At 40.2% G+C, this 16,200-nt stretch carries 14 protein-coding genes; 7 read left to right on the forward strand and 7 right to left on the reverse strand.

Annotated elements, in window-relative coordinates:
• The first annotated feature begins 48 nt into the window (after nucleotides 1–48).
• Together hutI and CWB62_RS13405 are read left to right on the forward strand one after the other, a co-directional pair.
• Entirely contained in the window at nucleotides 49–1,296 is a 1,248-nt protein-coding gene (hutI, locus tag CWB62_RS13400) for an imidazolonepropionase (protein WP_138530802.1), read from the forward strand.
• 124 nt (nucleotides 1,297–1,420) lie between these two features.
• Entirely contained in the window at nucleotides 1,421–3,082 is a 1,662-nt protein-coding gene (locus CWB62_RS13405; RefSeq protein WP_138530854.1) for a GGDEF domain-containing phosphodiesterase, read from the forward strand.
• Between the two features lie 138 nt (nucleotides 3,083–3,220).
• Here the strand turns inward: CWB62_RS13405 and CWB62_RS13410 are convergent, their stop codons facing one another.
• A complete protein-coding gene (locus CWB62_RS13410; protein WP_138530800.1) occupies nucleotides 3,221–4,276 on the reverse strand; it encodes a formimidoylglutamase in 1,056 nt (351 codons plus the stop codon).
• A gap of 1 nt (nucleotide 4,277) precedes the next feature.
• Complete coding sequence (gene rraA / locus CWB62_RS13415) at nucleotides 4,278–4,775, reverse strand: ribonuclease E activity regulator RraA (RefSeq protein ID WP_058403865.1); 498 nt, start codon at nucleotides 4,773–4,775, stop codon at nucleotides 4,278–4,280.
• A 205-nt stretch (nucleotides 4,776–4,980) separates the two neighbouring features.
• On the opposite strand from rraA, the gene CWB62_RS13420 reads away from it, so the two are divergent.
• From CWB62_RS13420 to CWB62_RS13430, 3 genes are all read left to right on the forward strand, one after another.
• A complete protein-coding gene (locus CWB62_RS13420; protein ID WP_138530798.1) occupies nucleotides 4,981–5,520 on the forward strand; it encodes a phosphatase PAP2 family protein in 540 nt (179 codons plus the stop codon).
• On the forward strand, nucleotides 5,517–6,548 hold the full coding sequence (locus CWB62_RS13425) for an MJ1255/VC2487 family glycosyltransferase (protein WP_138530796.1): 1,032 nt from the start codon (nucleotides 5,517–5,519) through the stop codon (nucleotides 6,546–6,548). The genes CWB62_RS13420 and CWB62_RS13425 overlap by 4 nt, the downstream gene beginning before the upstream one ends.
• Nucleotides 6,549–6,655: 107 nt before the next feature.
• Nucleotides 6,656–8,536, forward strand: a complete 1,881-nt coding sequence (locus CWB62_RS13430; protein ID WP_138530794.1) for a methyl-accepting chemotaxis protein — start codon at nucleotides 6,656–6,658, stop codon at nucleotides 8,534–8,536.
• 213 nt (nucleotides 8,537–8,749) lie between these two features.
• Here CWB62_RS13430 and CWB62_RS13435 read toward each other — a convergent pair whose 3' ends face one another.
• The 5 genes from CWB62_RS13435 to priA form a co-directional block, all read right to left on the reverse strand.
• The gene (locus tag CWB62_RS13435) at nucleotides 8,750–9,124 is read right to left on the reverse strand and encodes a gamma-butyrobetaine hydroxylase family protein (RefSeq protein WP_138530792.1); all 375 of its coding nucleotides are present in this window, start codon (nucleotides 9,122–9,124) and stop codon (nucleotides 8,750–8,752) included.
• Between the two features lie 64 nt (nucleotides 9,125–9,188).
• On the reverse strand, nucleotides 9,189–10,517 hold the full coding sequence (gene hslU / locus CWB62_RS13440) for an ATP-dependent protease ATPase subunit HslU (protein WP_138530790.1): 1,329 nt from the start codon (nucleotides 10,515–10,517) through the stop codon (nucleotides 9,189–9,191).
• Nucleotides 10,518–10,528: 11 nt separating this feature from the next.
• On the reverse strand, nucleotides 10,529–11,047 hold the full coding sequence (gene hslV / locus CWB62_RS13445; protein ID WP_058403860.1) for an ATP-dependent protease subunit HslV: 519 nt from the start codon (nucleotides 11,045–11,047) through the stop codon (nucleotides 10,529–10,531).
• A gap of 79 nt (nucleotides 11,048–11,126) precedes the next feature.
• On the reverse strand, nucleotides 11,127–11,654 hold the full coding sequence (locus tag CWB62_RS13450) for an SPOR domain-containing protein (protein ID WP_138530788.1): 528 nt from the start codon (nucleotides 11,652–11,654) through the stop codon (nucleotides 11,127–11,129).
• A gap of 20 nt (nucleotides 11,655–11,674) precedes the next feature.
• Complete coding sequence (priA, locus tag CWB62_RS13455) at nucleotides 11,675–13,861, reverse strand: primosomal protein N' (protein ID WP_058403858.1); 2,187 nt, start codon at nucleotides 13,859–13,861, stop codon at nucleotides 11,675–11,677.
• Between the two features lie 231 nt (nucleotides 13,862–14,092).
• Here priA and rpmE point away from each other — a divergent pair, with 231 nt between their 5' ends.
• Both rpmE and CWB62_RS13465 read left to right on the forward strand, forming a co-directional pair.
• The gene (gene rpmE, locus CWB62_RS13460; RefSeq protein WP_006793092.1) at nucleotides 14,093–14,308 is read left to right on the forward strand and encodes a 50S ribosomal protein L31; all 216 of its coding nucleotides are present in this window, start codon (nucleotides 14,093–14,095) and stop codon (nucleotides 14,306–14,308) included.
• A 619-nt stretch (nucleotides 14,309–14,927) separates the two neighbouring features.
• Complete coding sequence (locus CWB62_RS13465) at nucleotides 14,928–16,169, forward strand: malic enzyme-like NAD(P)-binding protein (RefSeq protein ID WP_058403857.1); 1,242 nt, start codon at nucleotides 14,928–14,930, stop codon at nucleotides 16,167–16,169.
• The last annotated feature ends 31 nt before the right edge of the window (nucleotides 16,170–16,200 follow it).

Raw genomic sequence — 16,200 nt, forward strand, 5'->3', positions numbered from 1 at the left:
GTTGTTAGACTATATTTCAATCATGTCAGGGTATGTATGGACTGTAATATGCAAAACGCTCAGCAAAATAATAACTTAGAAAATATTGATTTACTTTTAACGGATGCAAATATTGCCACAATGGATCCCACTAGGGATACACCTTATGGGATCATCGAAAATGCAGCCTTAGCGATTAAAAACGGAGAAATCGTGTGGCTGGGTGAGCAAGCGTCGCTGCCGTCATTTGACGCTTTCGCAACGCCAACCTTGAGCATAAAAGGCCAATGGTTAACACCTGGGTTAATAGATTGTCATACCCATTTGGTGTTTGCAGGGTCTCGTGCGCAAGAATTTGAGCAGCGTTTACAAGGCGTAAGCTATGAACAAATTGCAGCCCAAGGTGGGGGGATTGCAAGCACAGTAAAAGCAACGAGAGCCGCAGATAGAGAACAACTATTTGTTGATGCCAAAGACAGGCTAAATACACTGTTAAAAGAAGGTGTAACAACGGTTGAAATTAAGTCGGGTTATGGGCTCGATACCGAGAACGAAATTAAAATATTAGAAGTGGCACGATTGCTGGGTGAACATCATCCCATTGATATTAAAACAACATTTTTAGGCGCTCATGCATTACCTAATGAATACAAAGGCCGAGCAGATGAATATATTGATTTAGTGTGCAACGAGATGCTTGAACGAGTCGTTGCTGGCGATCTTGCCGATGCCGTTGATGTGTTTTGTGAAAATGTAGGTTTTAGTCATGAGCAAACTAAACGTGTATTCACTGCGGCAACAAAACATAATTTACCAATAAAGTGCCATGCAGAGCAGTTATCTAATCAGTATGGTGCTGAGCTGGTGGCCGAATTTAATGGATTATCGGCAGATCATATAGAATACCTTGATGAGCAAGGTGTAAAAGCTATGGCAAAGGCTGGCACTGTGGCTGTGCTGTTACCGGGGGCATTTTATTTTTTAAGAGAGACAAAACAGCCACCTATCGCGTTATTAAACCAATACAAAGTGCCAATAGCCATTGCTAGCGACTTCAATCCGGGTACTTCACCGCTGTGCTCGGTACAATTAATGATGAATATGGCATGTACTCTATTTAAGTTAACACCAGAACAAGCGTTAGCAGGTGTTACCAGCAACGCAGCTAAGGCTCTGGGTTTAAACGATAGAGGGGTGTTAAAAGTGGGAGCCAGAGCCGACATTGCACACTGGCAAATAAGCCATCCATCGCAATTAAGTTACCAATTCGGCGTAAATAAACTGTCAAATTTATGGATTTTGGGTAGACTTAATTAGTTTGTATTATTTTTGTTCATATTTAACAAGTTGTTGTTAAAGTTTTTTTACGAATACGAGTGCCGTTAACTTGAATATATTAACCGACAGTAATTTTCCGATTTTTTTCAGTGGTGCGCTTTTAATGGCGATGATCACTACTTTATTTTCGGTTAAAAATACCAATATTAAATTTAGTTATTTATGCACAGGTGTTGTAGGTTTAGCTATTTTAAGTAGCGGTGAAGCGTGGCTAGCTATTTTATTGGCGTTTGGTTTTTGCTTTCATTTATGGCAATCATTTGAGCGTAATAATTGGAGTATGATTATTATCAGCTCCGCTGCTGGGTTGTTATTTGTGGTGCTGTTTTCAGCGCATCTATTATTAGACGTACCATTATTTTGGGTTGTATTAGCTATATTGTTATGCGCTGTTGTGGGGTTGTTAAACGATGAAAGCGACGATCCCAAAGTGACCATAGAGCCCAAACAGCTTGATGACGCGTTTGTTGAAGAGTCACCGCTTTCGGTATTTGCCAGCAAAAAAGAGTTACGCCAAGGGTATTACACATGGTGTGATAATACCCAAGTTGAAGCCGTGCTCATCATTATTAGGCTTGAAGGTTTTGAGCAAGTGAATCAGCATATTGGCCGTGGGTTTGGTGATGTTTTATTAGCGCAATCAGCAAATAGAATACAAGAACAATTAGAAAGCGAAGAAGTGGTTACTATAGTTGGCCACGAAAAGCTTGCTCATTTAGGCGGGTTAAATTTTGCATTTATTTGCAGCTTAGCCAATCACAAGCACTTACATGAACAAATTATTGATAAAATACTCGGAGCAACACTTAAGCCTTTTAATGTGGCTAATTGCACTGTAGAGGTAAAAGCGCGAGCAAGCTATGTGGCATGTGATGAGCAAGAAACTAATTTTGATGATTTAATTTCGTATGCCTATTTAGCGCTTGATAGCCAACCAAAGCAAAGAGTTGTGCCTTATCATCAGCAAATGATGGTTGAACAGCTAGAGCAGCAAGCGCGTTTAAAAGAGCTTGCTAATATTGACTTTGCAAGTGAACTCGAACTGTATTTTCAACCCATTATTTGTAATAAAAATGGTCAAATTGAGTTTTTAGAATTATTACTTCGTTGGCAGCACCCTAAGCAGGGAATTTTGTCTGCTAATCGTTTTATTGATGATATTAGAATTGCAGGGCTTGGTTATCCGTTGGCTAAGTTTGTTATAGAACGTGCTGCCGAACTTGCGATGGCGCTAAGAATAGAAGGTATAGCCATACCGCTGAGTATTAACGTTTTTGGTCCAGAAATGCTTAATGAGGAGTTTGTAGAATTTGTTGATAGTGTAATCACAGAGCATAATCTTCAAGTGGGCGATTTAATTGTTGAGTGCCCTCTGCACATATTTACGGGGCTTGATGATAAAGGCAGAGCAATGATTGCCAGACTTAATAATATTGGCTTAAAGTTATGTGTTGATGGTTTAGGTGATAACCCTGTGCTGCTTTCAAAGTTACCTAGCTTAGCGGTTGAATATATAAAAGTAGCGCCGTCATTAACTGCTGATTTTAGCAACCAAAATAATATTCGTAGCTTAGTTGGCGGTATGGTTGAAATGCACAACCAGCAAAAAACAAAAGTTATTTTTGAAGGGGTAGAAACCCTTGAGCAACTTAAATTTGTTAAAAGTTTAAATGCGTATGCCGCACAAGGTTATTATTTTGGGCATCCGCTGAGCAGTATCGGTTTAATGAGCTGGTTAAAAGAGTGGCGACAAGCGCAAGAATAATCAAAACAAAAATTGAGTAAGTAAGCTTTGCCCGACCTTTCACCACTCTTAAATGACTTTAAGTTATAAAAAGAACGCAAGGGCGTTTTTAACTCAGAGTATAAACTCGCCTACTAAAATAAACCTCAAGATGAAAGGCTAAGGTGCCTTCGCTTCTCTTGCGAGTATAAAACTATTTACCAATGCGCTGATCACTTGTCCTACATGCGCAGTTCCTGCTATAGGCCCGTTTGGATGTTGGCTTGGTGATGCTTCACATAAATGTAAGTATTTAGCGTTTCGGCTGCTGGCTGCTGTATATACAAAATGCTCAGTGTCGCCGACACTAAACCCGCAGCATGTATAAGCACTTACAGGCATAAACGTAATGCTATCTAAGTCTACCTCAACACCAAGCGGTAATGAGTCAAAACTATTAATTGCGTTATTTATAGATTGAGTAAGGTTTATATCGCGTTTTACATTGAGAGACTGATAACTATCAAACGTAAAGTTTGCTTGTGTCATTGCATCAACAATTGCTTGGTTATTTTTTTGTTCGTGTAGACCAATAACGTGGTAATTATTGAGAAGCGTCTCGTTATAAGCATATCGAAAGCCATTACCACTGTGACGCCCTTCGCATTCTCTAAAATCAGCATGAGGGTCAAAGTTTATGGCATTAACAGGCGTGTGCTGTGTTTTACTGAGCGCTCGAATAATTCCTAAGCAGTTATTGTGCCCACCGCCAATCACTATGGGTTCAAGACCGGCTTTAAATATTAGGTTTAATGCGCTTTCTACGCGCTCGTCCAACTGTTGGCATAGCAAACGCAATTGCTGAAGTTGTTCAGGGTTTTTGTTGTTTAATTGGCTACTTTGCGCCATTAAATCATCAACGTTTACTTCGCCAAGTAATAACACTTTTTGAGTTGCGATAAATTGGTTATGAGGTTGGTTTAAAAACTTTGCTAAAAAAGCATGCCAGGCTTCATTTGCTCCGCCATTCCCCAAGTTTGCTTTGGGGCCAATGTCTTCACATATACCTAGTAGTACATAGCGCATACCAAACTCAGCGGCATCGACTAGGGCTTGTTGAACATCTACGTGAGTATCAAGCAAAGACATAGCTTGCCATGCTTTTTTTTCGTTTGCGCGGGTAAAGCATAAAGCTTTAACCGCACTTTCATCATATACTTTTAAGTGATTGGACACGTTATACTTCTACAACTTCCAACTCAAGTTCTTCAGCAGATAACACAATACCCGTGCTGTCGGCATAGATAAAGTCGTCGTCAAAAAACGACACACCCGCAAAGTTAACACCAATGCCATTTTCGCCAGCACCTTCGCTGTCGGCAGCCACAGGAATTGAGGCTATGGCTTGAATGCCCACATCAAGTTCTTCTAGCTCATCTACATGGCGGACAGCACCGTATACAACAATGCCATTCCAGTTGTTTTCAAAAGCAAGTTCAGCAAGCTCAATATCAATAAGTGCACGGCGAGTAGAGCCACCACCGTCAATTAATAGCACCTGGTCTGTACCGTCTTGAGATAGTATTTCGCGGATCAGTTCATTATTTTCAAAACATTTAACCGTTTTAATGCGGCCACCAAAACTGTGTCGACCACCAAAGTTGATGAACATTGGCTCTAGCACGTCAACCACATCAGCAAAGTGGTCACATAAATCAGAAGTGCTGTAATCCATTATTTTATCCTCAAAAGGTACATTAATTTATAACTCAGTATACCTGCCTTATATCCAATAACAACGACTTAATAGTAGTAAATTTAAGCAAAACAAGGAGTAAATCAATAATAGCAACAATAGTGTCTTAAAAGCGTCACTCAATTGTTATTTACACCACCTAAGCTAATTCAGTGTTCATATATTATGCAATGGGGAATAAGCAATGAGTGATAATAATATACTAAAAAAAGTAGCGCAGTTTGATGAGCGACTATTTTTAACGTTGTTTAATTGCAACTCACCTAAATGGCTAAAAAAATTGGCGTTTGGGTTATCTAAAAGTGGCGATGGCGGATTGTATTTAGTTATCTGTGCAGGCGTGTGGTGGCTTAGTAAAAACGAGCAGTACCAGTTACTCCCTATTGCCATAATGCTTGGGTTTATTATTGAACGCCCCATTTACTTTCTAGCTAAAAAATATTTTGCACGAATAAGACCATGCGATTGTTTAGTCACCAATGCCTACATAGTACCGAGTGACAAATTTAGCTTACCTTCAGGTCACAGTGCTGCCGCTTTTTTAGTTGCTATTATTCTGTGCCATTTTTTCCCTCAATATGTATGGATATTCTTAGCATGGGCTGGTGGCGTGGCAATATCGAGGGTGGTATTGGGGGTCCATTATCCGGCTGATATTATCATTGGTGCGCTCATAGGCAGTTCATGTGGTTTGTTTGCGTTAGCGGTGGTGGTGCCAGCATGAAAATATTATATGGTATTCAAGGCACAGGAAATGGCCACATAACACGAGCCCGTGTAATGGCAAGTTGCTTTAAAAAGTTGAATATTGAAGTGGATTATGTTTTTTCAGGACGAGCAAATAAAGACTACTTTGATATGCAAGACTTTGCGAACTACACAAGCTTTAGAGGACTATCGTTTAATACTAAAAATGGACAAGTGAAAAGCCTGCAAACAGTAAAAAATGCACGTATTTGTAGATTAATAAAAGACATAAAAACACTCGATGTTAAACAGTATGATTTTGTACTTAACGACTTTGAGCCTATTACGGCTTGGGCGGCTAAACGCGCCGCTATACCGGTGGTTGGTATTAGTCACCAGGCGGCATTTTTATCAAGCAGTGTGCCTATGTTTAGCCGGGGAATTTTACGTAAATCATTAATTAAAAATTATGCCCCTGCCGATACCTATTTAGGGGTTCATTGGCAGCCGTTTGCTGAAAATATCATTCCGCCTTTTATTGCCCACCACGATCACGGCAACCCTGTTGCAGTTATGAACAAAGTGTTGGTGTATTTACCGTTTGAGAGTCTAGAGAGTATTGTTGACTATTTAAAAGATTTTCCTGAAAAAGAGTTTTATTGCTATCACCCAGATGCAAAAAATAAGTCGATGGGAAATATACATTTACGGCCACCATCGAGAACACATTTCTTAAATGACTTAGCCAACACCAGTGGTGTGATTGGTAATGCAGGGTTTGAGCTTGCCAGTGAAGCGCTTAAATTGGGGAAAAAATTATTACTCAAACCTTTAAATGGGCAGTTTGAGCAGGGTGAGAACGCACAAACTTTACGCTCTATGGGAATGGCCCATGTAATGAATTATTTAAACCCTCAAGCATTAGATGATTGGAATAATGCCCCTCAAAATAAGCAAATTAATTTTCCAAGTGACCCAGAACCGCTTGTGAATTGGTTATTACAAAAGCAATGGGACAAAACGCAATTACTTCACAAGGGGTTATGGGGAAGTGTTAACTTATAATATTAGGTTCTGGTCAGGTATGACCAGTTTATCAAAAGCTAAAAAAACTGAAGCAGTTTAAGACATTAGTCTATAATAAGATTGCATATTAACCAAAGGTGTTTGAAATGAGTTTTTTAGAAAATTTAACGATTAAGAGGCGACTGCAACTTAATGCTTTGGTAGTTGGTTTAGCAATGGTTATTCTATTATGTGTAATTATTTTTGAGGGAAGGGAAAATCTTAAGTTAAATCAGACTATACAGTTAGCGAAAGAGCTGAACATTCAGCAATTAGAATTGAGAAAGCACGAGAAAAACTTTTTGTTTTACAAAACTGAGAGTTCTTTAGAATTGTTCGAAAAAGAGTATGCAGTATTGGATACAAAGCTAGCTGAATTACAGACTTTAATGGCCAGTTTAAATATTGATACTCAAAAAGCAGCGCAGTTAAAAAGCTTAGTTGCTAAGTATAATAGCGATTTTAATAACGTAGTCTCTCTTCAAAGAAAAATAGGCTTAAACCCCAAAGACGCCCTTTATGGTGAACTAAGAAGTGCAGTGCATAAAGTAGAAACATTGCTTAACGAGCAAGAAAGCGATGAGTTGCTGGTGCTTATGTTGCAATTAAGACGTGCTGAAAAAGATTTTATGTTGCGCTTAGATACCAAGTATCTCCCCCGTTTTGACGACACTATTACGAAGCTTGAACAAAGCCTTTCTCGTTCAACAATAAACTCAAGCACCAAATCAGAACTCAATAGTTTAATTGTTACTTATCAAAATTCTTTTCAGGCGCTGGTAAAAGCTCAAGTTGAATTAGGCGTTAACTTAGAGTCAGGAGCCCTTGGTAAAATGCGGGAAAGTGTGTCGAAAAGTGACACAGTGGTTGGCCAAATTGTTGAAGAAACAGTGATTCATGTTAAAAACAGCGTAAGTGAGGCACAGTTTTTGGCAATTACTATTTTTGTTATTGCTGGTGTTATTGTTTTATTACTTGTTTACTTTACTAGCCATTCAATCATTGTTCCTATTGAACGCGTTTATCACAGCATAAATGACATTAGGCGCAATAACGACTTAAGCGTAATGATAGAGCAAACGGGTAAAGATGAAATTACTATCATGACGACAGACTTTAATAGCTTAATAGGTGACTTTAAAAACCTGATTTACGAAGTTAATGGCGCATTAAATACGCTCAATGTGGCAACAGATCATTTATCTGAAAGCACGGCAGCAACAAGCTCCGGTATGCAAGAGCAATTACACGAAGCTGACATGGTTGCTACCGCAGCGACAGAAATGCAAGCCACGATTCAAGATATTTCGCACAACACTGAGGCGGCAGCTAAAAAAGCGGAGTCTACAAACTTGAGCGCTCAACAAGGCCGTAGCGAAGTTGAATCAACCGTTAACCATATCAGGGAGTTGTCAGGCTCTTTAGGGAGTGCATCTGATGTGGTGTCTCAACTAGAAAAAGACGGTGAAACGATTGGCTCGGTACTTGACGTTATTCGTGGTATTGCTGAACAAACTAATTTACTTGCGCTTAATGCTGCAATTGAAGCAGCTCGTGCTGGTGAACAAGGCCGCGGCTTTGCGGTGGTTGCTGATGAAGTGCGCTCGTTAGCTCAGCGTACGCAAGAATCGACAAGTGAAATTGAAGGGATTATTAATACCCTGCAGCAACGCACTCAAGAAGTAGTAAGTATTATGCACCAATGTCGTTCACAAGGTGATGAAAGTGCATCTCAAGCTATTAAAGCCGGTGAGTTGTTAGGTGCTATTACTGAAGATGTACAAACCATTATGGAAATGAGCACGCAAATAGCCGTTGCCATCGATGAGCAAAGCCAGGTTGCATCAGAGGTTAATAAAAACGTGGTACGTATTAGAGATATAGCGCAAGATGCATCAGAGCATGCATCACGCAACGCGCAGACCAGTGAAGAGGTATCGGAGCAAGGTCGCGTACTATACGCCGCAATTGATAAATTTAAAGTGTAAATTTATTAGGGGCGGTTTAATCGCGGTTCGAGGTTTATAACCTAGTGGGCTCGATAACTGCTCCTGCTTTATTCTACTGGCTTACATCCATGTAAGAATAAGTTAAAACTGAATAAAGCGTCCGCGGCTTGCTCACGGCCTTGGTTAAATATCAAATAGGCGGCTGCAAATTTAACCTTGAATGGTTAACACACCCTAAAGAGCCAATAAGGTTTAAGGAATAAACTTTATTGGTACACTATCTTTGTTTTTTGTATTTTCGCTTACACGCTCTAAATACTCATCCCATAACTGAGTCTGCTGTTCTTGCAGCTTAGCTAAATAGTTCCAACTAAATAATCCGCTATTATGGCCATCGTCAAACTCTAGGCGTAATGCATAATGGCCCACTGGGACTATATTTTTTATTGCAACAGACTCTTTGTTTAAAACAAGCTTCATAGGACCAGAGCCATGACCTTGCACTTCTGCAGATGGAGAATGAACACGTAAAAACTCACAGCTAAATACGGCTTTACTATCATCGTCAAAGTACACGTCTAAGTTTTTACTCACACTATGGTAATGCACTTTTGTTACGTGTTTCATGTTTTATATCCCATTAAAAAGCCCCCAATATGGAGGCTTTTAGTATAACTACTTATAGTGCCAATTAAAGAATAAAGCGGCTTAAATCTTCATCTTCAACCAGTGCGCCTAAATGTTTTTCAACATAATCAGCATCAATTACAACCGATGATCCAGCTTGCTCAGATGCATCGTATGAAATTTCTTCCATTAGCTTCTCCATCACGGTATGAAGACGACGTGCACCGATGTTTTCGGTTTTCTCGTTAACTTGCCATGCCGCTTTTGCAATGCGCTCGATAGCATCATCACTGTATTGAACATCAACTTGCTCTGTTTTAAGTAGCTCGCGCTGTTGTTCTGTCAGTGAAGCATGAGGCTCTGTAAGTATGCGTTTAAAGTCATTTGCAGTGAGTGCTTCAAGCTCTACGCGAATAGGTAAACGGCCTTGTAGTTCAGGGATCATGTCTGATGGTTTAGCCATTTGGAATGCGCCAGAGGCGATAAATAGCATATGGTCAGTTTTAACCATACCGTGCTTAGTATTGACAGTCGAGCCTTCAATAAGCGGTAGCAAATCTCGTTGTACGCCTTCACGGCTAACATCTGGGCCTGATGAATCACCACGTTTACAAATTTTGTCTATTTCATCAATAAACACAATGCCATTTTGCTCTACAGCAAAAATAGCTTGCTCCTTTAGCTCTTCAGGGTTTACTAATTTACCAGCTTCTTCTTCAGTTAGTAGCTTAAAGGCTTCCTTAATTTTTAGCTTGCGCTTAGTTCGCTTATCGCCACCCATGTTCTGAAACATGCTTTGCAGCTGATTGGTCATATCTTCCATGCCAGGAGGCGCCATAATTTCTACGTTTGGCTGTACTTGTGCTAAATCGATTTCAATTTCTTTATCGTCTAGTTGGCCTTCACGTAGCTTTTTGCGGAATGTTTGGCGTGTAGATGAGTTTTCATCACGCTGAGTTTCACCGTATTGATCTTTAACGGGTGGTAAAAGCGCATCTAAAATACGATCTTCGGCCGCTTCTTCTGCACGGTGCTTAAACTTTTTAGTTTGTTGTTCACGTGTCATTTTGATAGACACTTCAACTAAGTCACGAATAATGGTTTCAACTTCTTTACCAACATATCCAACTTCGGTGAACTTAGTTGCTTCTACTTTGATAAAAGGGGCATTAGCAAGCTTAGCTAGGCGACGTGCAATTTCTGTTTTGCCGACACCTGTAGGACCAATCATTAAAATATTTTTTGGTGTTACTTCTGCACGTAAATCATCGTTTAATTGCATGCGGCGCCAGCGATTACGAAGGGCAATAGCAACGGCTTTTTTTGCGTTAGCTTGGCCAATAATATGTTGGTCTAACTCGTGAACAATTTCTCTTGGGGTCATAGCAGACATAGCGGTTCCTATTATAATTCTTCGATAGTTTGGAAGTTGTTGGTAAATACGCAGATATCACCTGCAATAGTTAGGCTTTTTTCTACTATTTCACGAGCGCTTAAATCGGTGTTTTCTAATAACGCGGTTGCTGCCGATTGGGCAAAGTTACCACCACTGCCAATTGCGATTAAGTCATTTTCAGGTTGAACTACGTCACCGTTACCGGTAATGATTAAAGAGGCCGTTTCGTCGGCTACAGCTAAAAGGGCTTCTAACTTTCTCAGTGCACGGTCACTTCGCCAATCCTTTGCCATTTCAACGGCGGCTTTGGTGAGGTTACCTTGGTGCATTTCTAGTTTGCTTTCAAAACGTTCGAAAAGTGTGAAGGCATCAGCAGTACCGCCGGCAAAGCCTGCGATTACTTTGCCATTATAAAGACGTCGAACTTTACGGGCATTGCCCTTCATTACGGTATTACCCAATGAAACTTGGCCGTCGCCACCGATCACAACTTTGTCGTCGCGGCGTACACTTACAATAGTGGTCATGTTATTCCTCATCATCGAGTTGCAGGGGCAACTCGTTAAAAACGATTATGATGAGGTTATATGGGTGAATGGTTTATTTTCAAGTCCAGCCCCAAATTCCGCAGCCGACGACTTTTACACGCTTGAGTTTATTTTTATCACTTTCTGCTTGGCGCTTTGTTTTATAAGGCCCTAAACGTACTTTATACCAAATACCCGTTTCGCCTTTGGTTTCTCTTATTTCAGATATAAGCCCAGCAAACGCTATTTTCGCTTTTAACGATTCAGCTTGCTGATAAGTTCTGAACGAGCCACATTGCATGACGTAAGGGCCTTTTTGTTCAATTTCTTTTACTTCAACTTGTACTTCATGGTTTCTGATTTCTTTTATAAATTCAGGCGCACGAGGAACGACCACTTCTACTTTTTCTTTTGCGGCTGGGTTAGTTTGTTTTTCAACAAGCTTGGAGTCGGCGTTATTTTTAATAAACCATAATCCATAGGCAAAACCGCCTACGAGCAAAGCTGCAACAATTACCAAAAGATAAGGAAATGGCTTTTTAGCGGGTTCTTTTTTGGTATTTTTTCTATTTTTGGGTTTTTTGTTAATGTAATCGTGCTGTGCCATAGCGTTATTTTGGCCTTAACCTAAATCATATCTATAGGGTCTACATCTAAACTCCAGCGAACTTTTTGTGCAAGTTTGCTCGTGCTTAAATAATCAACCATTTGCGCAAGATACTGATGTAATATGCGGCGATCTTGCGCTTGAATGTGCAATTGAAACCGATACATACCCGCTATTCTCTCTAAAGGGGCAGGGATCGGACCGAGCAATTGTATACCAGATACACCGTTAACTGGAACCAAATCTGTCAAAAAGTCGACGACTAGTTTAATACTAAGCCCTTGTGCACGGACTATGGCCATATGAGTAATAGGCGGTAAGTCAGCGTCATCACGCTCGCTTAACGCAAAGCGTGCAAAATCTTGGTAACCATTATTGACTAAATCTTGTAATAGTGGATGTTCAGGGAAATGTGTTTGCAATAACACTTGGCCAGGCTCTCCCGAGCGGCCAGCTCGCCCTGCCACTTGAGTTACCAACTGCGCCAAATGTTCAGTTGCTCTGAAGTCGCAGGAGTAGAGGCCGCTATCGACATCTAAAATAATCACTAAGCTTACATCGGCGAAGTGATGACCTTTAGCAAGCATTTGCGTGCCCACTAATATGCGCGCACCGCCTAAGTTAATTTCGTCGAGGGCTTTTTCTAAACTACCTTTACGGCGGGTGGAATCTCGATCAATACGGGTTACAGGCGTCTCAGGAAACTCGTTTGTTAAAAACTCTTCTATTTGTTCGGTACCTTTCCCATTAGGGAATATTTGTGTGCTACCACAATCAGGGCATTGATGAGGTACCTGATGTTGGTCACCACAATGGTGGCAAATCATTTGACCAATCGCCTTGTGGAACGTGGCACTGGTACTGCAACGGTTACATTCACTCAACCAACCACATTCATGGCAAATAAGCGTAGGCGAAAAGCCGCGACGATTTAAAAACACCATAACCTGTTTGCCACGATTTAAGTGTTGGCGCATGGTAGCAAGGCTTGCGTGAGCTATACCGGCCTGATCGGGCTGGCCTTTCATGTCGAGTAATTTAAACTGGTTATCGGTTGAAGTTTGAGCGCGCTCTGTCAGGCTTAAAAGTTGGTACTTATTATTAATGGCTTTATGCAAGGTTTCGAGCGCAGGAGTTGCACTGCCCAGTATAAGTGGAATTTTATGCTGGAATGCACGATAAGCTGCTAAATCTCGTGCATGGTAACGAAGGGTGTCTTGTTGTTTAAATGATGAGTCGTGTTCTTCGTCAACGACAATCATACCGAGCTTTAAAAAAGGTAAGAAAATACTTGAGCGCGTACCTATTACAATCGCGCAACTCCCTTTTTCGCAAAAGCGCCAGGTTTGTAGGCGTTCGTTATCGGTAAGTGCAGAATGCCATAACATGATGGGAGTATCTGGAAAGCGCCGACGAAAACGGTTTACCGTTTGAGGGGTAAGGCCTATTTCGGGTACGAGTACTAAGGCTTGCTCACCTCGCTTTAACACTTCTTCAAGGCATTGAAGATAGACTTCGGTTTTACCACTACCGGTAACCCCTTCTAATAAAAATGTGTTAAAGCCATTACTTTGATTAATTGCAGTGCAAGCTACGGCTTGCTCTTTATTTAATGTAGGCTTGCTACCCACTGTTGGGGCTGTACTTTGCCACTGATTATCATGTTCTATGGTTTGTGTAATCAATGCTTTTGCAATAAGGCTATCGATAGTTTTTTTACTAAAGCCTAATGCTTTAAGCTCGGTTAATGATGATTTACCAGACTGCGCAAGTTGCTTTAATAAGTTAAGTTGAGTTTTTGCTTTGAGTGACGGAAGTTTTGCCCCTTTTTCTGTCAGCATAACCATGTTGATACTGGTTTTATCCGGTGATTCACCTTGGCGTAGCGCACTAGGTAGCGCTATATGAATTGTTTCGCCAAGTGGGTAACAGTAATAGCGGGATGTAAAACTCAAAAGCGCAATGTGCTCAGATGATAAAATAGGCGCATCATCGATGACTTCAATGATAGGTTTTACTTTGTTTTCGGGCACATCGGTCTTGCTTTTAATAGCTAAAATAACGGCTACTTTTTGTTGGTTACCAAAAGGCACCAACACACGCATTCCTGGTTCTAGTGGTGATGTCATACCATCAAGTTGCTTATCTACTTTGTAATCAAAGGTGCGCGGTAAGGGAACTTTTATAGCGACTTCAACAAAATGCATAGCAACTCAACTCATAAAATTAATGATGTAATGTACTAAAAATAACGTTAAAAACCTACTAGCAAATGTTGCTTGCTTGAGTGCCTGGCTACTTTTTTAGCAAAACAGTTAATAATAGCTTGTGTGTTTGATGGTAGTTGGATAAAATCCGCGACCAACAAATTTGTTTTAACGACGTATGGTGCCAGACTTCGGGTTTGGAGAGCGATGCGGCCTTAACTAGAGGTTTCTATGAAAGAAGGTATTCACCCTAAGTACGAAGTAATTTCTGCAACTTGTTCATGCGGCAATAAATTCGAAACAAGCTCTACTTTATGTAAAGACATTCACCTTGACGTATGTTCAGCGTGTCACCCTTTTTACACTGGTAAGCAAAAAGTTTTAGACACTGGCGGACGTGTTGATCGTTTCAACAAGCGTTTCGGTGCACTTGGTAGCAAGAAGTAATTTTTGCTGTCTCGTTAAATTAAGCACCTTAGGGTGCTTTTTTTATGCTTTTAATTTAGTTGTGGCAATTTGCGAGCGATACCGTCTCAATTTGAATAATTAAATTTTACGCGAGCTGCGTTAAAATTTTTTAATGTAGAACAACTAAGTAACAAATTTTTAGCTTATCACTCGATTTTCTTATTTCTCTGCAATGCATAACTATTTCCTGTTCTTATTCTGAATATGCATAAACCCTTACAGACAAATCGCAAATTATTCTCTATATTTTTAATTAGTTCATTTTTTAACTAAGTGGTTAAATGCAGCTAACGTGAAGTTATATGTTTTTAAAGTATTTGAATAAGTCTATTTTTGCTTATTTTAATAAGACTTTATTAAGATGTTTTATAAAAAATAATGAAAGAATAAATGTGCCTTTAAACCCCGTTATTGGATGAATTTTTATTTATAAAGTGTCGATATAATTTACTAAAGTTATTGAAAAACCTCTTAAAATTAATCGAACTAGCATATAACAGGATAGACCTGATATTGCTTGGAATTTAAAAATAATAAGGGTATCGTAGCCTAAACTTCACCTCTCACTTTTACTTTAATTGCAGGATACAATCGCGTTATGTCAGACTTTCGTGAACAAGCACTACACTATCATTCGCACCCCGTTCCAGGAAAAATTAGCATTGAGCTAACCAAGCCTGCTGAAACGGTTAAAGATCTCGCATTAGCATATAGCCCAGGAGTTGCAGAACCAGTACGCGAAATAGCTGCTGACCCTGCAAACGCTTATAAATACACCGGCAAAGGGAATATGGTTGCGGTTATCACTAATGGTACTGCAATTTTAGGCCTGGGCAATTTAGGCCCACTTGCTTCAAAACCTGTAATGGAAGGTAAGGCGTTACTGTTTAAGCGATTTGCTGGCCTTGATTCTATTGATATTGAAGTTAAACATCGCACCACGGAAGATTTTATTAATACAGTGGCTAATATTGCCGACACATTTGGCGGTATTAACCTCGAAGATATAAAGGCGCCAGAGTGCTTTGAAATAGAAAAAGCGTTGATTGAACGCTGCAGTATTCCTATATTTCATGATGATCAGCACGGTACAGCTATTGTAACCGCTGCGGGTATGTTGAACGCGCTTGAGGTGCAGGGCAAGTCTATCGAAAATGCCACTATTGTGTGTTTGGGGGCGGGTGCTGCTGCGGTTGCTTGTATGGAGCTTTTAATTAAGTGTGGCGCTTTGCGTGAGCACATATACATGCTTGACCGTAAAGGTGTTATTCATACTCGTCGTGATGACTTAAATGAATACAAAAAACTTTTTGCAAACAATACAGACAAGCGCACGTTGCAAGATGTGATTGAAGACGCAGATGTATTTGTTGGTGTATCGGGTCCTAATCTATTAGCCGCCGACGATTTAAAGTTAATGGCAGAAAAGCCAGTTGTGTTTGCCTGTTCTAACCCCGATCCTGAAATTGATCCTGCATTGGCCCACTCTGCTCGAAACGATCTAATTATGGCAACGGGTCGTTCAGATTACCCTAACCAAGTTAATAATGTACTGTGTTTTCCGTTTATATTCCGCGGTGCTCTTGATGTACGCGCCAGTGCAATTAATGATGAAATGAAAATAGCTGCCGTAGAAGCAATTAGAAGTATTGCTAAAGAGCCTGTACCTGCTGAAGTACTGACGGCTGCGGGTGTTGATAAGCTGGAGTTTGGTGATAAGTATATTATTCCAAAACCAATGGATCCTCGTTTACTACCACGCATTGCAAAAGCGGTTGCAATGGCTGCGGTAGAGTCAGGTGTTGCACAAATTGATTTACCTGAAAATTACATGGAATAAGTGTTAGGTTGTAATTTTAGACACAAAAAAA

Origin of the sequence: Pseudoalteromonas sp. S408 (genome assembly GCF_005886645.1) — a bacterium.
GTDB lineage: Bacteria > Pseudomonadota > Gammaproteobacteria > Enterobacterales > Alteromonadaceae > Pseudoalteromonas.

What these genes read in the sequence shown, in the direction of transcription:
- rraA (WP_058403865.1), bottom strand. Translation starts at nt 4,775, where the DNA reads ATGGATTACAGCACTTCTGATTTATGTGACCACTTTGCTGATGTGGTT.
- CWB62_RS13420 (WP_138530798.1), top strand. Translation starts at nt 4,981, where the DNA reads ATGAGTGATAATAATATACTAAAAAAAGTAGCGCAGTTTGATGAGCGA.
- CWB62_RS13435 (WP_138530792.1), bottom strand. Translation starts at nt 9,124, where the DNA reads ATGAAACACGTAACAAAAGTGCATTACCATAGTGTGAGTAAAAACTTA.
- CWB62_RS13465 (WP_058403857.1), top strand. Translation starts at nt 14,928, where the DNA reads ATGTCAGACTTTCGTGAACAAGCACTACACTATCATTCGCACCCCGTT.
- CWB62_RS13405 (WP_138530854.1), top strand. Translation starts at nt 1,421, where the DNA reads ATGGCGATGATCACTACTTTATTTTCGGTTAAAAATACCAATATTAAA.
- rpmE (WP_006793092.1), top strand. Translation starts at nt 14,093, where the DNA reads ATGAAAGAAGGTATTCACCCTAAGTACGAAGTAATTTCTGCAACTTGT.
- CWB62_RS13450 (WP_138530788.1), bottom strand. Translation starts at nt 11,654, where the DNA reads ATGGCACAGCACGATTACATTAACAAAAAACCCAAAAATAGAAAAAAT.
- CWB62_RS13425 (WP_138530796.1), top strand. Translation starts at nt 5,517, where the DNA reads ATGAAAATATTATATGGTATTCAAGGCACAGGAAATGGCCACATAACA.
- priA (WP_058403858.1), bottom strand. Translation starts at nt 13,861, where the DNA reads ATGCATTTTGTTGAAGTCGCTATAAAAGTTCCCTTACCGCGCACCTTT.
- hslV (WP_058403860.1), bottom strand. Translation starts at nt 11,047, where the DNA reads ATGACCACTATTGTAAGTGTACGCCGCGACGACAAAGTTGTGATCGGT.
- hutI (WP_138530802.1), top strand. Translation starts at nt 49, where the DNA reads ATGCAAAACGCTCAGCAAAATAATAACTTAGAAAATATTGATTTACTT.
- CWB62_RS13430 (WP_138530794.1), top strand. Translation starts at nt 6,656, where the DNA reads ATGAGTTTTTTAGAAAATTTAACGATTAAGAGGCGACTGCAACTTAAT.
- hslU (WP_138530790.1), bottom strand. Translation starts at nt 10,517, where the DNA reads ATGTCTGCTATGACCCCAAGAGAAATTGTTCACGAGTTAGACCAACAT.